Source organism: Polaribacter butkevichii (assembly GCF_038024105.1).
GTDB classification, from domain to species: Bacteria; Bacteroidota; Bacteroidia; order Flavobacteriales; family Flavobacteriaceae; genus Polaribacter; species Polaribacter butkevichii.
In genome coordinates this window covers 2555367-2574494 of record NZ_CP150661.1, presented here as the reverse complement: position 1 = coordinate 2574494, position 19128 = coordinate 2555367, and the positions used below count along the sequence as shown (strand labels likewise).

21 protein-coding genes are annotated in these 19128 nt (G+C 29.3%); 14 read left to right on the top strand and 7 right to left on the bottom strand.

Features of this window, described 5'->3' with window-relative positions:
- Nucleotides 1–94 precede the first annotated feature (94 nt).
- Nucleotides 95–430, top strand: a complete 336-nt coding sequence (locus WG951_RS11010) for a single-stranded DNA-binding protein (protein WP_105049758.1) — start codon at nt 95–97, stop codon at nt 428–430.
- Between the two features lie 66 nt (nt 431–496).
- Here WG951_RS11010 and WG951_RS11005 read toward each other — a convergent pair whose 3' ends face one another.
- The gene (locus WG951_RS11005; protein WP_105049759.1) at nt 497–1417 is read right to left on the bottom strand and encodes a L,D-transpeptidase; all 921 of its coding nucleotides are present in this window, start codon (nt 1415–1417) and stop codon (nt 497–499) included.
- A gap of 153 nt (nt 1418–1570) precedes the next feature.
- On the opposite strand from WG951_RS11005, the gene WG951_RS11000 reads away from it, so the two are divergent.
- On the top strand, nt 1571–2068 hold the full coding sequence (locus WG951_RS11000) for a hypothetical protein (RefSeq protein WP_105049760.1): 498 nt from the start codon (nt 1571–1573) through the stop codon (nt 2066–2068).
- A 14-nt stretch (nt 2069–2082) separates the two neighbouring features.
- On the opposite strand, the gene WG951_RS10995 is transcribed toward WG951_RS11000, so the two are convergent.
- The 4 genes from WG951_RS10995 to WG951_RS10980 form a co-directional block, all read right to left on the bottom strand.
- A complete protein-coding gene (locus WG951_RS10995) occupies nt 2083–2544 on the bottom strand; it encodes a pyridoxamine 5'-phosphate oxidase family protein (protein ID WP_105049761.1) in 462 nt (153 codons plus the stop codon).
- 151 nt (nt 2545–2695) lie between these two features.
- Nucleotides 2696–2992: a chaperone modulator CbpM gene (locus WG951_RS10990; protein WP_105049762.1), complete on the bottom strand. Its 297-nt coding sequence runs from the start codon at nt 2990–2992 to the stop codon at nt 2696–2698.
- Nucleotides 2993–2994: 2 nt separating this feature from the next.
- Nucleotides 2995–3882: a DnaJ C-terminal domain-containing protein gene (locus tag WG951_RS10985; protein ID WP_105049763.1), complete on the bottom strand. Its 888-nt coding sequence runs from the start codon at nt 3880–3882 to the stop codon at nt 2995–2997.
- A gap of 166 nt (nt 3883–4048) precedes the next feature.
- Nucleotides 4049–4462: a hypothetical protein gene (locus WG951_RS10980; RefSeq protein WP_105049764.1), complete on the bottom strand. Its 414-nt coding sequence runs from the start codon at nt 4460–4462 to the stop codon at nt 4049–4051.
- Between the two features lie 140 nt (nt 4463–4602).
- Between WG951_RS10980 and WG951_RS10975 the strand changes: the two genes are divergently transcribed.
- From WG951_RS10975 to WG951_RS10925, 11 genes are all read left to right on the top strand, one after another.
- The gene (locus WG951_RS10975; protein ID WP_105049765.1) at nt 4603–5844 is read left to right on the top strand and encodes a PAS domain-containing sensor histidine kinase; all 1242 of its coding nucleotides are present in this window, start codon (nt 4603–4605) and stop codon (nt 5842–5844) included.
- Nucleotides 5841–6890 (top strand): response regulator, encoded by a 1050-nt coding sequence (locus WG951_RS10970; protein ID WP_105049766.1) that lies wholly within the window; start codon nt 5841–5843, stop codon nt 6888–6890. The genes WG951_RS10975 and WG951_RS10970 overlap by 4 nt, the downstream gene beginning before the upstream one ends.
- A gap of 89 nt (nt 6891–6979) precedes the next feature.
- A complete protein-coding gene (locus WG951_RS10965) occupies nt 6980–7819 on the top strand; it encodes a universal stress protein (protein ID WP_105049767.1) in 840 nt (279 codons plus the stop codon).
- Between the two features lie 11 nt (nt 7820–7830).
- On the top strand, nt 7831–8217 hold the full coding sequence (locus tag WG951_RS10960; RefSeq protein WP_105049768.1) for a hypothetical protein: 387 nt from the start codon (nt 7831–7833) through the stop codon (nt 8215–8217).
- Nucleotides 8218–8310: 93 nt separating this feature from the next.
- A complete protein-coding gene (gene hpf / locus WG951_RS10955) occupies nt 8311–8613 on the top strand; it encodes a ribosome hibernation-promoting factor, HPF/YfiA family (RefSeq protein ID WP_105049769.1) in 303 nt (100 codons plus the stop codon).
- 341 nt (nt 8614–8954) lie between these two features.
- Nucleotides 8955–9806 carry an ATP cone domain-containing protein gene (locus WG951_RS10950; protein WP_105049770.1) on the top strand — a complete coding sequence of 284 codons (852 nt, stop codon included), beginning with the start codon at nt 8955–8957 and terminating at the stop codon, nt 9804–9806.
- A 4-nt stretch (nt 9807–9810) separates the two neighbouring features.
- The gene (locus WG951_RS10945; protein ID WP_105050601.1) at nt 9811–11184 is read left to right on the top strand and encodes an MBL fold metallo-hydrolase RNA specificity domain-containing protein; all 1374 of its coding nucleotides are present in this window, start codon (nt 9811–9813) and stop codon (nt 11182–11184) included.
- A gap of 15 nt (nt 11185–11199) precedes the next feature.
- The gene (locus WG951_RS10940) at nt 11200–11616 is read left to right on the top strand and encodes a hypothetical protein (RefSeq protein WP_105049771.1); all 417 of its coding nucleotides are present in this window, start codon (nt 11200–11202) and stop codon (nt 11614–11616) included.
- A gap of 247 nt (nt 11617–11863) precedes the next feature.
- On the top strand, nt 11864–12313 hold the full coding sequence (locus WG951_RS10935; RefSeq protein WP_105049772.1) for a hypothetical protein: 450 nt from the start codon (nt 11864–11866) through the stop codon (nt 12311–12313).
- A 180-nt stretch (nt 12314–12493) separates the two neighbouring features.
- Nucleotides 12494–12955: a (2Fe-2S)-binding protein gene (locus WG951_RS10930; RefSeq protein WP_105049773.1), complete on the top strand. Its 462-nt coding sequence runs from the start codon at nt 12494–12496 to the stop codon at nt 12953–12955.
- Nucleotides 12956–13014: 59 nt separating this feature from the next.
- Nucleotides 13015–15231, top strand: coding sequence for a xanthine dehydrogenase family protein molybdopterin-binding subunit (locus WG951_RS10925; protein ID WP_105049774.1), 2217 nt, complete (start codon nt 13015–13017; stop codon nt 15229–15231).
- A 331-nt stretch (nt 15232–15562) separates the two neighbouring features.
- On the opposite strand, the gene metG is transcribed toward WG951_RS10925, so the two are convergent.
- On the bottom strand, nt 15563–17617 hold the full coding sequence (gene metG / locus WG951_RS10920) for a methionine--tRNA ligase (RefSeq protein WP_105049775.1): 2055 nt from the start codon (nt 17615–17617) through the stop codon (nt 15563–15565).
- Nucleotides 17618–17789: 172 nt separating this feature from the next.
- Between metG and WG951_RS10915 the strand changes: the two genes are divergently transcribed.
- Nucleotides 17790–18743, top strand: coding sequence for a S66 peptidase family protein (locus tag WG951_RS10915; protein WP_105049776.1), 954 nt, complete (start codon nt 17790–17792; stop codon nt 18741–18743).
- On the opposite strand, the gene WG951_RS10910 is transcribed toward WG951_RS10915, so the two are convergent.
- Entirely contained in the window at nt 18733–19122 is a 390-nt protein-coding gene (locus tag WG951_RS10910; RefSeq protein WP_105049777.1) for a hypothetical protein, read from the bottom strand. The two genes, WG951_RS10915 and WG951_RS10910, sit on opposite strands and share 11 nt — an antisense overlap.
- Between the last annotated feature and the right edge of the window lie 6 nt (nt 19123–19128).

Sequence of the window (19128 nt, the reverse complement as noted above, 5' to 3'; positions counted from 1 at the left end):
TGTTTTGTAACCGAATAAAATTGCAATGGTGTTGCAACTTTGCGGTGTCAAAACGAATTGACAACAATAAAATAATAATTTAAAAACTTATCTTATGAATACGTTAAGAAACAAAGTACAGTTAATTGGTAGATTAGGTCAAGAACCAGAAATAGTAACTTTTAAAGATGGCAATAAAATGGCTAAATTTTCTATGGCAACAGATGATAGTTATAAAGACAAGGCAGGTAATAAAGTAGAGCGTGCTTATTGGCACAATATTGTGATAACTGGTGGTTTGGTTAATGTGGTAGAAAATTATGTAAAAAAAGGACAAGAAATAGCCGTTGAAGGGAAATTAACAAATAGGTCTTATGACACAAAAGAAGGTGAAAAAAGATATGTAACAGAAATTTTGGTGAACGAATTGTTGCTTTTAGGAGGCAAATAAATTTACGGTTTTTGGTAAAAATAAAAGCATTGGTTTAAGTACCAATGCTTTTATAATGTACATTCATTATTTTTTTTGATAGCCATAAATATCTTTTAAAACAGTTGTTTTTCCGCTAATTGAGTCTTTTACATTTAAATGATATCTAATGGTAATTTTAGTATTGACGGGAGCATAATAATAGATAACCCAAATATCTGCTTCTTTTGTGCCAATACAGCCATTAGAATAGGCTTTTTCTAATGTTTTAGGATTGGTAGTTGTATGTATTAATTGTCCGTAACGGATGCCATTAATTTCGGTTTCTATAAAAGGCACTTGTGGTAACTTTGTAACCTTTTTATCATCTCTGTTGGTTACATAATATCGATGTCCATTTGCTGGGTTATAGAAATCAGGAAAACGTTCATAGCCAACTATTTTTCCTTCTCCTGTTTTTGTTTTTAGATCTAAAACGCGTCCTGCCATTTTTAGATATTTCTTTTCATTTCTACCCACTCTAATAGGAAAACTATAAAGTTCTTTTGAGTTTTCTAAAATTCGGAGTTTAAATTCAGGAATATTGACATCAATTCTTGTATTTTTAAAAGAATCAGACAACTTTTTAGCTAATTTAGAGTTGGGTACAATAAGTTGATCTCCTTTTTTTAAGACAATCATTTTTTTCTGATCATAAACAAAAGAATCCTTTTTAATCATCAGATAATAATCTGTATTTTTTAGCACATCAATTATATAAGGATTTGCCCTAACCAGTAAATGTTCTGTTAACTTATAGTTTGTTAAAGAATCGTATTTTATCACTACAGAATCTATAAATTGAAAGTAATTTTCTACGGTTATATTCTTTTTTACCTTTACTTTTTTAGGGATAAAAGTATGTTTTAAAATAGGGTTTACTTGTAGAAATGTAATTGCATTAGAATTGCTAATATTAAAGAATATTAGTACTACTAAAACGATATAATATTTTACTTTATTTTTCATAATTCAACGAATTAGAAACCTGGTAGACCTAAGTTATACTTTTTTTAAAAGAAATAGAATGATATTCATCATACATAGAACTAGCTGATGAATATCATTTCTAATTGATAGAATTTTAAGTTCTTTTACATAAGTATTTTAAAATGTATTATTATGAAAATAGAACATTTAGAAGAGCGGATTAATGATTACAAAGCATCTATTAAAATAGTTGTTGATAAAAAATCTGAGTGGGAAACTAATACTAAAAAGTTAATATTAAAAACCTTACGGAATACTGTTAAAAGCTATAATATTGGGTGGAAAGTTCAAGAACTTAATTGGATTAATAATAATGAAGCAGTAAATATTATATTCGATTCTTTTCCTGCAGAGCTTATAGATTGTACAAATAAAATACCTGCATATCAATTTATACAAGGAGGTGCATTGGTTTTTTCACAATCGTATAGCGGAGATGTATATGTAATGGTTCTTTTTCCGTACGTAGAGCAGTTACCAATAGAAAACAATAGTTTAGAATTAGGTATTTATGGTCCAACAGAAATTACAGCAAAGCTAATTATAGAAAAAGTAGATGAATTTTTAAAAGAGATGATAAAATGGGAAGTTCCGTCTTATAAAACTCAATTAGGTTTTCAGCACAAATAGTTTTTTGTAAAAGATTAAGAATTATCGTGTGTAACCTTTTTACCAGTTATTTCATCAATGGTAATTTTAAATACAATAGGTGTATTATTTTTGTTTATTTTATGTGAAAAATCACTAATACAGTGTAAGTTTCTATGTTCTTTTTTAGAAATAAGCTCTTTAATTCCGGCATAAAATTCATGTAAATGTTTTTTTGCTTCTGAGCCAGATAATTCTTTATAAAAGCCATGTACTAAAACAGAATTACAAACAGTACTGCTTTGTTTTTCCGAAACTTGTAGAGATACTTTTCTATAATTTCTCATTGCCATTGTTTTATGACCGTCTTCAGAATAACCAATAATAATATTTTCCTTATCAAAAAAATAGGTCATAGGTACAACAAAGGGTCTGTCTATATAAATATAACCTAATTGCCCTACATAGTTGTTAGATAAAATTTGTACGCATTCATTATCGTTTAAATTCGTTACCATGATGCTAGTTTTTAAGTGAAAGTATGACTAAGGTAGTTAAAGTCAGGTAACTAAAAACTGATATAAATCAGTTTTTTAAAATTAAAAAAGATGATATTTAAATAAATCTTATGGCTGTGAAGTGTAAATAATAAGAAATTATTTTAATTTTTTACTCTTTTTCATAAAACGTAAGCTTGTTTTGCAAATCTGTAATTTCTTTTTTTAAAGCATCTACTTGGTTTAATAAGTTGTAAATTACATCAACACCTTCTAAGTTTATGTTTAAATCATAGTGTAAGCGAATCATTTTTTCTACTTCTGTAATTTGAGTAACTTTTATATAATGATTATCATTTTCTACAATAACTTCTATTAATTCGTATTCTTTTAATTCATTTATAAAAGTTTTAGGAATGCTGTAGTGCTTACAAAATTGCTGTATAGATATTAAATTTTGAGTTTCCATAATTAGCGTTGTTTTTGTAATTCTTTAATTAGCTCTATTTCTTTTTGGCTTAGTTTGGTAGGTATTTTAAGTTTATAGGTGATAAACAAATCTCCAAACTGACCTTCTTTTTTATATGTAGGAAACCCTTTTCCTTTCAATTTTACTTTGGTGCCATTTTCTGTTTCTGGTTTAACCGTTAATTTTACTTTTCCATCAAAAGTATCTACCATTAATTGACCGCCAAGTAAAGCAGTGTACACGTCTAAATCTACATCAATATAAAGGTTGTCTTTGTCTCGTTTAAATTTAGTGTTGTTTACAATAGAAAACTGAATGTATAAATCGCCATTAGGTCCGTTATTTACGCCTTTACCGCCATGACCTTTAATTTTGATGATTTGTCCGTTTTCTACACCGGCAGGAATGGTAATTCTAATGTTTTTACCATTAACAGTAATTACCTGTTTTTGGGTTTTATAAACATCTTTTAAATTTAGTTGAATTTCAGAATTGTAATCTTGTCCTCTATATTTTGCACTTGTTCTTCTTCCAGAAGATGCACCACCGCCAAAGATGTCTCCAAAAATATCAGAAAAATCTTCTTGAGAATAACTTCCTTGACTGCTTTGAGATCTTTTTTGATGTGCTTGTTGTCTTTGTTTTTCTTGTTCGTAAGCCTCTCCGTTTTGCCAATGCTCACCATATTGGTCGTATTTCTTACGATTTTCTGGATTGCTTAAAACTTCATTAGCTTCATTAATTTCTTTAAATTGTTTTTCGGCAGTTTTATCATTCGGATTTAAATCTGGATGGTATTTTCGTGCTAATTTTCTGTAGGCTTTTTTAATATCAGCTTCAGAAGCACTTTTAGTAATTCCTAATATTTTGTAATAATCTACAGTTGCCATTTTTTGTTTTTTTAAGCTTCTAGAGCAAAACTAAAAGTAGTACAATTAAATTATAGATAAAATGAGAAATATCAGTTCTTTAAACCGATAACTAATCATTTTAGCAGTTTTTTAAATTAATCAATAAAAACCAAAAAGAAGTTTAACATTGTGTTTTTTGTGCAGACTATGTTGTTTTTTCTAATGCTAAATTTAGTTTTTTAACCAAGTTAAATTCAGATTGATCTGTATCGTCTACAGAAGCTGCTATTTTGGTAGCTGTTTTGCTTATTAGACTTTTAATGCCTTCTGTAAATAAAGATGGATGTTCTTTTTTAAAATCTATAAACTCAGCATAACAAGTTTCAGAATTAGAAAAACCTTCGGTATTTAACCAATCGAAAACAGTTTCAATTTGATAGGCTGCATCAGAATGAAAATCATCATCAACAGGATCTACTTTTGTCCATTTATTTTTTACAATTTCTTTTAAAATAGTAAACTCAATTTCTTCTACAACATTATCGGCGGCAGCAATTGCATAAAATAATTTACCTAGGTTTTCATAAAAAGAAATAATAGTGTTTTGTGAAGGTTTCATAATTAAAAGATTTATGAATGTTTGTAAATTTATACTATTATTTACGGTTAAATTATGACATTCGTCATTATTAAGTGTCTCTTTTGCACAAAATATAGTATTTTTAAACCTTTAATTAATCTGATAATTTATTACAAATAATGCTAAACAAAGAGCAAGATATTTTTAATGTACTTTTTGAAGCTGTTTCAGAGGGAGTTGTAGTGGTAGATGATCAGCAAAACATTGTTTCTGTAAATACTTCTGTAGAAAAAATGTTTGGTTACGAGAAAGGTGAGCTTGTTAAAAAAAAGCTAGATATTTTAATACCTAAAAATTATCATGCCGGTCATGGAGCTCATTTTGATGGCTTTATGAAGAATAAAGAAAAAAGGCAGATGGGGAATGGGCGAGATTTATATGGCGCTCGAAAAAATGGAGATATTTTTCCTTTAGAAGCCGGTTTAAATCCGTTTGAAATTTATGGAAAAACTTTTGTAATGGCTTTAGTTATAGATATTTCTGTTAGAAAACAACAGGAAGAAGAAATCTATAAATTAAATGAAGAGCTCGAAAAAAAGGTGAGCGAAAGAACAAAAGAACTAAGCAAAACGGTTAACGAATTAAAGGTAGTTAATTTAGAGTTAGACGAAGAAAACCATAAAAGGATAGAAGCCGAAAACCAAATTAAAGCCGCGTTAAAAAAAGAAAAAGAGCTCAATGAATTAAAAACCAAATTTTTATCGTTGGTTTCTCATGAGTTTAAAACACCTTTAAGTGGTATTTTAACTTCTACCATGTTATTAGGTAAATATAAACTGTCTGAACAACAAGAAAAAAGAGACAAGCATTTACAAACAATTACCAATAAAGTACATTATTTAAATAATATTTTAAATGATTTTTTATCCGTAGAAAAATTAGAGACGGGTAAAATAAATTACAAGTTTCATACTTTTAAATTAAGCAAGGTTGTAGATGAGGTAATTTACAATGCAAATATGCTTTTAAAAGAAGGACAAAGAATTAATTATCCAGAAGACATTGATGAAATTTCTTTAACACAAGATGAAAAAACGGTGGAGTTAGCATTATCTAACTTGGTAAATAATGCCATTAAATATTCACCAGAAAACACAGAAATTAGCATCAATATAACACAAGATAAAAAAGAGACTACCATTAATATTAAAGATAACGGAATTGGTATTCCGAAAGCAGATCAGAAAAATATCTTTAATCGTTATTTTAGAGCAGAAAATGCTTTATTAACACAAGGAACAGGAATTGGCTTAAATATTATTAAAAGTCATTTAGAAAATTTAGGAGGAACGATTACTTTTGAAAGTGAAGAAAATGTCGGTTCTACTTTTACAATGAAGATTATTAACAAAGCAATATGAAAAAAATATTATTAATTGAAGACGATGTAGTTTTAAGAGAAAACACATCAGAACTTTTAGAATTATCTAACTACGAGGTTGTAAATGCTGCAAATGGAAAAATAGGAGTACAAGTAGCAAAAGAAACTTTACCAGATATTATTGTTTGTGATATTATGATGCCAGAACTAGATGGTTATGGTGTTTTAGAAGCTTTAACTAAAAATGAAAGCACACAACACATCCCTTTTATATTTTTATCAGCAAAAACAGAAAGAAAAGATGTTAGAAAGGGAATGGATTTAGGTGCAGATGATTACATAACAAAACCTTTTAGTGAGGATGAATTGATTAGTGCTATAGAAAGCAGATTAGCAAAAGCGTCTATACTAAAAGATATTAGAGAAAAAAAAGTAGTAAAAGTAGAAGAAACAGAAGATATAAGAAGTCTTAATGATCTAAAAAATTATTTTGAAGATAACGGAGAGTCTTTTGTTTTTGCTAAAGAAGCAACCATTTATAAAGAAGGTAATAACTCTAATTATATTTACTTAATAAATAAAGGGTTGGTAAAATGCCATAAATTAGATGAACAAGGTAAACAACTTACCACTGCTTTATATAAAGAAGACGATTTGTTTGGGTATACTTCTTTTACTCAAAATTTAGCCTATCAAGAATCTGCAACTGCAATTAAAGAAACCGAGTTGGTAGGGCTTTCTAAAAAAGCATTAACCAATGTTTTAAACAAAAATCATAAAGTAACGTTAGAATTAATAGAATTGCTAACAGAAGATTTGGCAATTGTAAAAGACCAGCTTTTGCAAATGGCCTACAGTTCTGTAAGTAAAAAAACGGCAAAAACAATTTTAATATTTGCAGAAAAATTAAATAGAAAACCAGAAGATCAAATAAAAATTTCTAGAAACGATTTAGCAAGTGTTGCTGGTATTGCAACAGAAACATTAATAAGAACCATGTCTAATTTTAAAAAACAAGGACTTATAGAAATAGAGGGTAGAACTATTAGAATTTTAGACTTAGAAAGGTTAAGAGAAATCTGCTAATACGTACTAAGTGTAGGTTGATATGACCAATATCATTTTTTAAAAAGCATTGTAGCCATAAATTTGTCTGATATTAAAGACGAATTACAATGAAAAATATTTTATTACCTACAGATTTTTCTGATAATTCTTGGAACGCTATTGAGTACGCTTTAAATTTTTATAAAGACTCAATGTGTAATTTTTATTTATTACACATTAATAGACTAAGCAACGTTGCAACAGAAGATTATTATTACGCCCAAACGCAAGAACTTCTTGTGGATGTTAATATAGAAAACGCAAAAACAGCATTAAAAAAACTACAACAAAAAATAGTAGAAAATTTTAATAACACCAAACATAAATTTGTCACTTTAACAGATACCAACTTTTTTATAGAATCGATAAGACAACATATCGAAGAAAAAAAAATAGATGTAATTGTAATGGGAACAAAAGGAGCTAGTGGTCTTGCCGGTTTTATTACGGGTAGCAATACCGGAGATGTTATTACAAAAGTAAAATGTACCACTTTAGTAGTGCCAGAGAATGCAAAATTTGGTAAAATTGAAGAGATTGCATTTCCTACCGATTTTTCATTGTCTACAGATTTGCAATTATTACAACCTATCATAAATATTTTAGAAGAAAAAAAAGCATCATTAAGAGTTTTAAATATCAGTAAAAAAGTAACTGCATTAAATGCAGATCAACAAAAAAGTAAAGAATTACTAGAAGATTACTTTTACAATTACAGTCATAGTTTTCATTTTTTAACCAATAAAAAAGTAGAAGATGCGGTACAGTGTTTTGTAAACAGTAGAAATATAGACATGATTGTTATGGTTGCAAAAAACCTTAACTATTTTCAACAGATACTATTTCATACCAAAGTGGCAGAAATAAGTTATCATACAGACGTTCCTTTTTTAGTGCTTCATGAATAAAACATTATGTTATGGAAAATTCAATTTTTTTAGCAAAGTTTTGGGGTTATTATTTACTTATATTTTTCGTTATTCTAAGCTTTAATCCAAAAAGGATTCGGCAAATATTTAATGATTTAGAAGATCAGAAATTTTTAATTATTCTATCTTTTTTATCAATTATTATTGGGTTGATAAATATTCTACTTCATAACATTTGGCAGCCTAATTGGAAACTCATCATAACCCTAATTGGTTGGTCTTCATTACTTATTGGTTTGTTTCTTTTTATTTTTCCGAAACGAACAATCAATTGGTTAAAGTTTGTAAATATTAAATTTGTACAAGTAATTTACACACTACTTTTTTTAGTAGGTATTTACCTATTAAATATAGGATATGCCATTATAATCTTTTAAATTAAAAGAATTCCTCTTGATGTTTTTAGAGGTTTCCTTAGATATTGTCTCTCCCATGAAATGGGAATTTATATTAACTTAAAATTCATAAAGATGAAAATAAATATTCAATTTGTTAACATGTCTACAAGTGAAACTATGGAAGCTTATACAGAAAAAAAGCTAGCTAGTTTGGTTAAAAAATTCGACAAAATTTTAAATGCAAACGTGTTTTTTAAAAAGGAAAATGATTCTAAAGATAAAGGAATGATCTGCGAAATAGAATTAAGTGTTCCAGGACCAAGACTATTTGCTTCTTCTAACGAAAAAAATTATGAACTTGCTGTAAAAAACACTATTTCAGATTTAGAAATTCAATTAAAAAAGAGAAAAGGAATTGTAAAACCTTATTTATAATTTTAGCATTAAAAACCTTCTAAAATAGCACTCTTTTTTAAGCTGATATATATCATACTTTTATTGTAAAGATAAAGTTAGCTTTAAAAAGTGTACGCTACATATACGTGCAATGATAATAAAAGAACTTAGTTAGTACTTAAAAAGCATTAACTAAGTTTTTTGAACCTGTAAAAGTAAAAATAAATTTAAAAAAGAATTAGCACTCTTTTATAAAGGTATTGATACTAAAGTAAAAACTGTTTAAGCTGTACATGATATGGCTTATAATTAGGTAAGCTCATTGGGTAGAAATTTTCTACATCTTACAATTTTGTTTATAATGTTCTTTAATTTTCAATATGGATGATACTAATATAAATGTCATAAAATATTCTGGAAAAAAAGTAAAATTTTCTACAAGTAAGCTCTATGCTTCATTAAAAAGAACCGGAGCAGAAGATGCTATTGTAAATCAAATTATAGATAAAGTTAGAGATGAGTTATACCAAGGTATTTCAACCAAAGAAATTTATAATAGAGCGTTTGCGCTACTTAAAAAGAAAGAACGTCATTTTGCCTCTAAATACAAATTAAAGAAAGCAATTTACGAGTTAGGACCCACTGGTTTTCCTTTTGAAAGGTTTGTTGCTGCAGTTTTTAAATATGCTGGATACAGTGTAGAAGTTGGTAAAATTTTAAACGGTAAATGTGTTACACACGAAATAGATGTAACTGCAACAAAGAATAAGGAAACCATTATTGTAGAATGCAAGTTTCATGGAGAGCAAGGCTTTAATTGTAATGTAAAAGTGCCTTTATACATTAACTCTCGTTACTTAGATGTAAAAGCACATTGGGACACAAACAATCAAACAGAATCTAAATTAATAGAAGGTTGGGTTGTTACAAACACAAGATTTACAGAAGATGCATTAAAATTTGGTAACTGTTGTGGTTTGCATTTATTAAGTTGGGATTATCCTAAAGGAGATGGTTTAAAAGATAAAATAGATCGTTTAGGATTGTACCCAATTACAGTTTCTACCTTACTAACAAATAGAGAAAAAGAATTTTTATTAAACAGAAATGTAGTTTTATGTAGAGAGGTAATAGAAGACGTTTTTTACTTAGATCATTTAGGTATTTCTAACATTAGAAAAGATAGAATTCTAAATGAAATTAAGCAATTGTGTAACAGTAAAAATCATTAATCAAATGGAACATTTTGCTAAAATAAATTTTTTAGGAGCTTCTGGAGTGGTAACAGGCTCAAAATTTTTAATTGAAACTTCAGAGAAAAACATATTGATAGATTGTGGTATGTTTCAAGGTTTAAAAGAACTTAGAGAACTAAATTGGCAAGATTTACCTGTTGATGTTAGTAAAATTGATGTTGTACTTTTAACACATGGCCATTTAGATCACGTTGGATATTTACCTAGATTAGTAAAACAAGGTTTTGAAGGTAAAATTATAGGAACCGCACCCACATTAGCCATTGCCAAAATTATATTAAAAGACATTGCTAAAATTAATGAAGAAGAGGCAGAAAAAGCAAACGAAGAGGAATATTCATCTCACAAACCTGCGTTACCTTTTTATACTATTGAAGATGCCGAAAAAACCATCAAGCAGTTTGATGTAAAAGAAGATAACGAGTGGCTTTTGTTATCAGAAAATATAAAATATCGTTTTCAACAGAACGGACATATCATTGGTGCAACTTTTATAGAATTAGACATTAAAGGTAAACGTTTTGTGTTTTCTGGAGATATTGGTAGAAAAAATGATTATCTTTTACAAGATCCCAAAACACCAGAAAGGGCAGATTTTTTATTTATAGAAAGTACGTATGGTAATAAGCTACATCCAGTAGAAGATGTAGAGCAAAAATTGGCTACTATTATTAAGAAAACTATTCAAAAGAAAGGAAACCTAATAATTCCGAGTTTTGCTGTAGAACGCTTGCAAACACTTATGTATATTTTATGGAAACTGTATAAAGAAAACAAGATTCCGAATATCCCTATTTTTGTTGATAGTCCGATGGGTAATAGAGTTTTAGATGTTTTTAAACGTTTTCCTACCTGGCATAAATTACCAGTAGAAGATTATAATGCTATGTGTAATCATGTAAATATTGTTCAATCTTACAAAGAAACATGGGAAACAATAGACGATAAAAGATCTAAAATTATAATTGCCGGAAGCGGCATGGTAACAGGTGGTAGGGTATTAACCTATTTGCAACAATTAATAGATGAAAAAGCAACTACAGTTTTATTAGTAGGTTATCAAGCAGAAGGAACTCGTGGAAGACAATTATTAGATGGCGCTCACGAAATTCGTTTTAGAGGTAAATATTATCCTATAAAAGCAACAGTTAAAACCATAGAGAGTTTATCTGCACATGCAGATCAGCAAGATTTAATAAGCTGGATGAAAAACATTAAAAATGTTCCAGAAAAAATATTTTTAATTCATGGAGAGCCCACCGCTTTAGATGCTTTTAGGGTTAAAATAAAAGATACTTATAATTGGAATGCAGTGATACCTAAACTAGATTCTGTTGAGAAAGTTGAAATTTAATAAAAATTGAATAAAATGGAAGCAAACAAAAGTTATAAAAGTTTTAATGAAAACAAATCTATTGAAGAATTAAAATACAATATGCTTCAATATACAATAAGAATAGAAGAAGAACTTATTGAATATAAATTTTATCAAAATCTTATAGAAGCCTCTACTTTTAAAGGAAACTCTATGAATCTATTTGAGAACTTAGAAATGTTTAAAAAAGATATTAAGACCACAGAAAAAGAAGCTTTTGCGTTGTTAGATGAAATTAAATTACATTCAAACTCAATTTCAAATAAAATAGAATGTGATGATTTATCGTGCGATAATTTCTTTATAAATAAGCACAATGAGTTAGAAGAAAAAACATATAATTTTTTCAGGAAATGCAAGGCCTTTAAAATTCAAATGTTTCAATATCTAGAAAGTGTTTTAAAAATATAAATATTAATTAACTGATAATTATCAGTTTATGGGTTTTTTGTTATTCGTAATTTGGTACGAGAATTAATGATGACAAAGAGTTTTTAAGAGTACCTTATATTTTTATAAATAAAAATCACTTTTTTTTAGTTTATAAAAATATAAAAACAGCAACCAAAGTAACTTCTAAGGTTGTGTAAATGTAATTAATAAGTAGTTAGGAGTTCGGGGGAACTCCTTTCTACTGATTAGATTTAAAAATAACATCATGAAAATAGCACAAGTAAATACAAGTTTTATAAAATGGTTAAGTGCAGAAGAAATGCATAATGACTCTAAAGAATGGCTTATAGATTTAGAATTTTTAAATGATGAATATCTTTTTTTTGAAGATTTAATAAAGTGGAATACGCTTCAATTAATCGATTTTCAAGCCTATTCTAAAAGTAAAGAATTTATCGAAATTTTAAGTAACTCTAAAAAAACCAATGACAAGTTAATTGAGTTGGTTAAAAAGCATAAAAATGGTCTTGAAGTTTTAGTAGACGTAAAAGATGAACCTAAAAAAGAGGAAGCTTATAAAACAGAACACAAAACAGTTCTTGTTCTGTTTAAAAATCATTTAAAAGAGCACAGAGCTCTAAAATTAAATTTATTTGAGATTTTAAAAAAAATTAAAAAAACAGAAAAAGGAAAACGAATAATAGATGTAGAATAAGATTATTGTAAAATATTAAGATAAAGCTGCAGAAAATTGCAATGAAAATTAAGAACTCGTTCATTATTGAACGGGTTCTTTTTTTGTTAAAAAAATCACAAATACTCTTGGTTTTACATCTGGTTAAAATAACAAAGGCAATTTTTTGTAACTTTCAAGTTAAATTATAAACCTCTTTCTATGCCAAATTATAAGCTTCATATTAACGGAAAAGTACGTGCAGTTTCTGCGGATGCAGATACACCCTTGTTATGGGTTTTAAGGGATGAACTAAATTTAGTAGGCACAAAATTTGGTTGTGGTATTGCACAATGTGGTGCTTGTACAGTACATATAGACGGTGTTGCTACAAGAAGTTGCCAAATGCAAGTTTCTATTTTAGATGATGTAAAAATTACAACGATAGAAGGGTTGTCTGATGATGGAAAACACCCTGTACAAGAGGCTTGGAAAGAAATTGATGTACCACAATGTGGATATTGTCAGGCAGGACAAATAATGACTGCTTCTGCGTTTTTATCAGAAAATAAAAATCCTTCAGAAGAAGAAATAAGAGAAGCTATGCATGGTAATATTTGTAGATGTGCTTCTTATAATAGAATAGAAAAAGCGGTAAAAGTTGCTGCAGAAAAAATGTCTTAATATAAAAAAGTGGTTCCTCAAATTTTTCGAAGAGGAAAACCTAAAAATTACTTCACAAAATGGAATCTAAATCAAAGAATAATTTTAGCAGAAGAAACTTTTTAAAGGCATCTGTTTTAGCAAGTGGTGGCCTTTTAGTTGGTTTTAATTTATTAACGGCTTGCAAACCAGAAGCCGTAATGCCAGTAGATATTGATAGTTTAAACTTTAATGATTTTAACGCATTTATTAAAATCTCTGATGATGGTTACGTTACTATTTTTTCTCCAAATCCAGAAATTGGGCAAGGTGTAAAAACAGCAATGCCTATGATTATTGCAGAAGAATTAGATGTAGAATGGAGCAAAGTACGTGTTGTACAAGCTAATTTAGATACTAAAAATTTTAAAAGACAAGTTGCAGGAGGTAGCCAATCGATACGTTTTGGTTGGGATGCTTTAAGGCAAACAGGTGCAACTACAAAACAATTGTTAGTAAATGCGGCTGCCGTAAAGTGGAATGTAGATGCTAGTACTTGTAAAGCATCAAAAGGAATTATTACAAATGCAAACGGAGATAAATTAGGCTATGGAGATGTTGTAAAAGAAGCAGCTTTGTTATCAATTCCAGAAGATGTAAAGTTGAAAGAAATTAAAGATTTTACAATTATTGGTCAAGAAATAGTAAACGTAGATATTGATAAAATTATTACAGGAAAACCTCTTTTTGGATTGGATTATAAGGCAGAAGGTATGTTATATGCATCTGTTTTAAGACCTCCAGCTTTTGGGCAAATATTAGAAAGTTTTGACGCTTCTGAAGCAAAAAAAATAAATGGTGTTATTGATGTAATTACCATTGGCGATAAAGCGAGAAAATTTTTGAATTCTGGGAAGAAAAACTGGACTTTTAAAATGTCAGAAACCGATAAAGTAGTGGTAATTGCAACAAATACTTGGGCTGCAATTAAAGGAAAAAAAGCACTTACTGCAATTTGGAAAGAAGACTCTAAATTAGAATCTACAGAAAATCAAAATAAAGCATTAACGAAGATATTAGAAGGTAAAGGGTTAACTACAAGAAGAGAAGATGGTGATTTAAAAAAGGCTTTTGCAACGGCAGATAAGGTGATTGAAAAAACATATCATTCTCCTTTTTTACCACACAATTGTATGGAACCTATGAATTTTTATGCAAATGTAACTGCAGAAAATATTCAATTAGCAGGTCCTGTACAAACACCAGAATTTGCAGCACAAGTGGTTGCAGAAATGTTAGATTTTGATGTTGATAAGGTGTCTGTAGAAATGACAAGAATGGGAGGTGGTTTTGGTAGAAGACTCTACGGAGATTTTGTATACGAAGCCGCAGAAATATCTAGTGTTATAAAAAAACCGATTAAATTAATTTCTACAAGAGAAGATGATATGACTACAGGAGTTTACAAGCCTTCTGTAAAATATAGAATAAAAGCCGCTTTAAAAGACGGAAAAGTAATTGGATATCATTTAATTGAAGCAGCTGTTGGTAGTAATATGTATGGATTAATTCCTAATTTTTTTCCTGCAGGATGTATTCCTAATTATAAAGTAGAAACAGGCAATTCTAAAAGTAACGTTACAACAGGTGCGTGGAGAGCTCCTTATACCAATTTTTTAGCATTTGCAGAACAAAGTTTCTTTGATGAATTGGCATCAGAATTAAATATAGATCCTATTCAATTACGTTTAGATTTATTGCAAAATGTAAAAGGGACTACTGATAAAAAAATTGAATATTCCGGACAAAGAATGCAAGACACTATTAAATTAGTGAGAGAAAAAGGAAATTGGGGAAAAACAAAAGAAGGTGTTTACCAAGGTTTTTCTGCATATTATAGCCATAATACACATGTTGCAGAAATTGCAGATATTGTTTTAAAAGATGGTTTTCCTATAGTTAAAAAAGTAACTGTTGCGGTAGATTGTGGTGTTGTAGTAAACCCAACAGGAGCAAGAAACCAATTAGAAGGTGGTGTTTTAGATGGAATAGGGCACGCTATGTATGCTGATTTTTCTTTAAAGGATGGAAAACCAACACACAAAAATTTTGATACATATAGATTAATCAGAATGCAAGAAACGCCAAAAGTCGCCGTTCATTTTGTAGAAAATGATTTATCTCCTACAGGTTTGGGAGAACCAGGTTTACCTCCAGCAGGTGGGGCAGTTGCCAACGCAATTAATGCGGCTTTAGGTAAGAGAATTTACAAGCAGCCGTTTATAAATGAATTAAAACAAGATTCAATTTTAAGCTAATTTTAAATGAGTTTAAAACAAAAAAATTGCCAAAACCAAATACATGGTTTTGACAATTGGATGTGAGTAACTTTTTTTGTTAAAATTCTTAGGGAACCTTTTAACTTGCTACTCAATATTTAGCACATTTATGGGGGCATTGCTAATATGATACAAATATAAAGCGTTTCTAAAAGTAATTTTTTAAATGCTTACAAAGTGTAAGTGTCTTTCGGTTATTGACAATAATCTGTCGATTAAAAGAGTATCTTTAGTCGTGTAAAATTGCTGATAAACTAAAAAAAGCCACTTAAAAGTGACTTTTTTTAGTTTATCAGTAAATAAAATAGATTTAACTTACTTGTTGTCCGTTTTTAACGGCTTTTTCTGGCTCTACAAAAGCTAATTTTCCATCAGGAGTATCTGTCATTAAAATCATACCTTGGCTTTCTACACCTCTAATTTTTCTAGGTGCTAAGTTTACCAAAACAGAAACTTGCTGACCAATAATATCTTCTGGCGAAAAGCTTTCTGCAATACCAGAAACAATAGTTCTTGTATCTATACCAACATCAACCTTTAATTTTAAAAGCTTTTTAGTTTTAGCCACTTTTTCTGCTTCTAAAATAGTACCAATTCTAATATCTAGTTTGGTAAAATCTTCAAATTCAATAGTTTCTTTTTGAGGTTCTAGCACTTTATTTTCTTGCTCGTTGGCAATTTTAGTTGCTTCTAATTTTTCTATCTGAGCATCAATTGTTTTATCTTCAATTTTAGAAAACAACAATTCTGCTTTGTTTATTTGATGAGCTGCTGGTAATAAAACATCTTTTTCGGTAACATCTGTCCAAGAAAGCGAGTCATCAATATTTAAAATTCCTTTTAATTTATCCGAAGTAAACGGTAAAAATGGTTTAGAAGCCACTGCCAATGCTGTAGAAATTTGCAAAGCAACATACATAATTGTTTGTACACGTGCTGCATCAACTTTTATAACTTTCCAAGGTTCTTCATCCGCTAAATACTTGTTACCAAGTCTTGCTAAATTCATTAATTCTTGGCTAGCTTCTCTAAATCTGTATCTTTCAATAGACTTACCAATAATATTCGGAAACTCTTTTACAGCTGCTAAAACATCTTCATCTACTTCTGTAAAATCATTTGGTGCAGGTACAATTCCCTCGTAATATTTGTTAGTTAAAACCACAACTCTATTAATAAAGTTACCAAAAATAGCAACCAATTCGTTGTTGTTTTTAGCCTGAAAATCTTTCCAAGTAAAATCGTTGTCTTTACTTTCTGGTGCGTTTGCAGTTAATGTATAACGTAAAACATCTTGCTGATCTGGAAATTCTTCTAAATATTCGTGCAGCCAAACTGCCCAATTTTTAGAAGTCGATAATTTATTTCCTTCTAAATTTAAAAATTCATTGGCAGGTACATTGTCTGGCAAAATAAAATCTCCGTGAGCTTTTAGCATTGCAGGGAAAATTATACAGTGAAAAACAATATTGTCTTTCCCTATAAAATGAACCAATTTGGTATCATCTTTTTTCCAATAATCTTCCCAGTTTTTTCCTTCTCTTGCAGCCCATTCTTTGGTAGATGAAATGTAGCCAATTGGCGCATCAAACCAAACATATAAAACTTTTCCTTCGGCATCTTTTAAAGGAACCGGAATTCCCCAATCTAAATCTCTTGTTACTGCTCTTGGTCTTAAACCATCTTCTACCCAACTTTTTACTTGGCCGTAAACATTAGGTTTCCAATCTTTTTTATGACCTTCTAAAATCCACTCACGTAAAAAAGCTTCGTGTTTATCTAAAGGTAAAAACCAGTGTTTTGTTTCTTTTACTGTTGGTACATTACCTGTAATTGCAGATTTAGGGTTAATTAAATCTGTTGCGTTATGAGAAGTACCACAGTTTTCACATTGATCTCCATAACTTTCTTCGAAACCACATTTAGGGCAAGTTCCTACTACAAACCTATCTGCTAAAAACTGATTTGCTTCCTCATCATACAATTGTGCAGAAACTTCTTCTATAAACTCACCATCATTATACATTTTTGTAAAAAAATCAGATGCAGTTTCATGATGAATTTTAGATGAGGTTCTAGAATAATTATCAAAAGAAATTCCGAAATCTTCGAAAGATTTTTTGATGATTCCGTGGTATTTATCAATAATTACTTGCGGAGAAACGCCTTCTTTTTTAGCTCTCATTGGTATGGCAGCTCCGTGTTCATCTGAACCAGAAATGTAGGCAACATCATTACCAGTTAAGCGTAAATAACGCGCATAAATATCTGCAGGAACGTAAACACCTGCTAAATGACCAATATGAATTGGACCATTTGTATAAGGTAAAGCGGCAGTAATTGTATATCTTTTAGGAGCACTCATGTGTTCTATGTATTAATTGTGGACTGATTTTTGAAGTGCAAAAGTACGAAAAACGGAGTTTTAAAAACCATTGAAAATTGATACATTTACCATAATAAGATTTTTATACAATCAGAAACAAGAAACAACACCTATTTTGAAGAAAAATATGCTATTTATTACGTTTTTATTGATGATTTTTTCATCGATAAAAGCACAAGAAAAACTAAGTACACCTGCTTATTTAAAAAAAGGAGATACAATTGCTATTGTTGCGCCTGCTGGAATTTTAAAAAACAGACAAGCAACCATTCTTAAAGCTAAAAAATTAGCAGAAAGTTGGGGTTTAAAAGTAGTTATAGGTAAAAACGTATTCAAACAAAACAATCATTTTGCAGGAACGGATGTAGAACGTTGTCAAGATTTTCAGGATGCGTTAGATAACCCAAACATTAAAGCAATTTGGGCTGCAAGAGGCGGTTACGGTTCTGTAAGAATTTTAGACTTATTAGATTACACAACGTTTATGGAGCACCCAAAATGGATCATTGGGTATTCTGATATTACTGCGTTTCACAACCACATTCATAATTTAGGTGTAGAAACCATTCATGGAATGATGGCAAGTAGTTTAGAGGAGAAGCCAGAGGAAATTATTAAAACAATTTCGAGTTTTAAAAATGCGTTGTTTGGTACAGCTATTTCTTATAAAATTCCATCATCAAAATATAATAGAATTCCATCATCAGAAATAATAGAAGGACAAATAGTAGGAGGAAACTTGGCTATTTTAGCATCTATGTTAGGTTCTAAAAGTCAGTTAAATACGGATGGTAAAGTGTTGTTTATTGAAGAAATTGGCGAGTATAAATATTCTATTGATAGAATGTTACAAAGTTTAAAACGTGCCGGATATTTTACAAATGTAAGTGCTGTAATTATAGGTAATATGTCTTCTATCAGAAAGAATTCTACTAAATGGGGAAGTACTATTGAGCAATTAATTTTAGATGTTGTTCCAGAGGATATTCCTGTTTTCTTTGATTTCCCTGCGGGACATGAAGCAGATAATAGAGCAATGATTTTTGGACGAAACATAAAGCTATCTGTTGGTAACGGACAGTATTTTGTTAAGTTTACAAAATAGATTTTACTTTAAATAAAGTAGCGTCTAGCTCATTGTAAAGTTTTAAAAACCGTTGTTTACGATTTTCTTGTTGCTTAAATTCATTAGCCTGAAAACCACCAATAAAATTCAGCCATTTGTGTTTTGGTTTATTGTGATTTTCTTCATTTAGGTTAAAGTCTATTTGTGATATTATGAATTTTATTTCTTTAGAAAATAAGCTTTCTTTAACTTTCTGTATAAATCTTTTTATTTCAATTTCTAATTGATTTAACTCATCATCAGTAATAATTTTATCATTTTGATGTCTTTTGGATTCTGTTTTTAAGAACTCTAAATATTTAATAAGCGTTTCTTTTTCCATTATTATAAAAGTAAGTAATAATTTGTAAATTAACATGCTGCA

Bases quoted from the DNA above. Each gene is read 5' to 3' on its own strand.
- WG951_RS10995 (WP_105049761.1), bottom strand. From the start codon at position 2,544: ATGGTAACGAATTTAAACGATAATGAATGCGTACAAATTTTATCTAAC.
- WG951_RS11010 (WP_105049758.1), top strand. From the start codon at position 95: ATGAATACGTTAAGAAACAAAGTACAGTTAATTGGTAGATTAGGTCAA.
- WG951_RS10970 (WP_105049766.1), top strand. From the start codon at position 5,841: ATGAAAAAAATATTATTAATTGAAGACGATGTAGTTTTAAGAGAAAAC.
- hpf (WP_105049769.1), top strand. From the start codon at position 8,311: ATGAAAATAAATATTCAATTTGTTAACATGTCTACAAGTGAAACTATG.
- WG951_RS10940 (WP_105049771.1), top strand. From the start codon at position 11,200: ATGGAAGCAAACAAAAGTTATAAAAGTTTTAATGAAAACAAATCTATT.
- WG951_RS10915 (WP_105049776.1), top strand. From the start codon at position 17,790: ATGATTTTTTCATCGATAAAAGCACAAGAAAAACTAAGTACACCTGCT.
- WG951_RS10990 (WP_105049762.1), bottom strand. From the start codon at position 2,992: ATGGAAACTCAAAATTTAATATCTATACAGCAATTTTGTAAGCACTAC.
- WG951_RS10980 (WP_105049764.1), bottom strand. From the start codon at position 4,462: ATGAAACCTTCACAAAACACTATTATTTCTTTTTATGAAAACCTAGGT.
- WG951_RS10945 (WP_105050601.1), top strand. From the start codon at position 9,811: ATGGAACATTTTGCTAAAATAAATTTTTTAGGAGCTTCTGGAGTGGTA.
- WG951_RS10910 (WP_105049777.1), bottom strand. From the start codon at position 19,122: ATGTTAATTTACAAATTATTACTTACTTTTATAATAATGGAAAAAGAA.
- WG951_RS10935 (WP_105049772.1), top strand. From the start codon at position 11,864: ATGAAAATAGCACAAGTAAATACAAGTTTTATAAAATGGTTAAGTGCA.
- WG951_RS11000 (WP_105049760.1), top strand. From the start codon at position 1,571: ATGAAAATAGAACATTTAGAAGAGCGGATTAATGATTACAAAGCATCT.
- WG951_RS10985 (WP_105049763.1), bottom strand. From the start codon at position 3,882: ATGGCAACTGTAGATTATTACAAAATATTAGGAATTACTAAAAGTGCT.
- WG951_RS10965 (WP_105049767.1), top strand. From the start codon at position 6,980: ATGAAAAATATTTTATTACCTACAGATTTTTCTGATAATTCTTGGAAC.
- WG951_RS10975 (WP_105049765.1), top strand. From the start codon at position 4,603: ATGCTAAACAAAGAGCAAGATATTTTTAATGTACTTTTTGAAGCTGTT.
- WG951_RS10950 (WP_105049770.1), top strand. From the start codon at position 8,955: ATGGATGATACTAATATAAATGTCATAAAATATTCTGGAAAAAAAGTA.
- WG951_RS10960 (WP_105049768.1), top strand. From the start codon at position 7,831: ATGGAAAATTCAATTTTTTTAGCAAAGTTTTGGGGTTATTATTTACTT.
- metG (WP_105049775.1), bottom strand. From the start codon at position 17,617: ATGAGTGCTCCTAAAAGATATACAATTACTGCCGCTTTACCTTATACA.
- WG951_RS10930 (WP_105049773.1), top strand. From the start codon at position 12,494: ATGCCAAATTATAAGCTTCATATTAACGGAAAAGTACGTGCAGTTTCT.
- WG951_RS11005 (WP_105049759.1), bottom strand. From the start codon at position 1,417: ATGAAAAATAAAGTAAAATATTATATCGTTTTAGTAGTACTAATATTC.
- WG951_RS10925 (WP_105049774.1), top strand. From the start codon at position 13,015: ATGGAATCTAAATCAAAGAATAATTTTAGCAGAAGAAACTTTTTAAAG.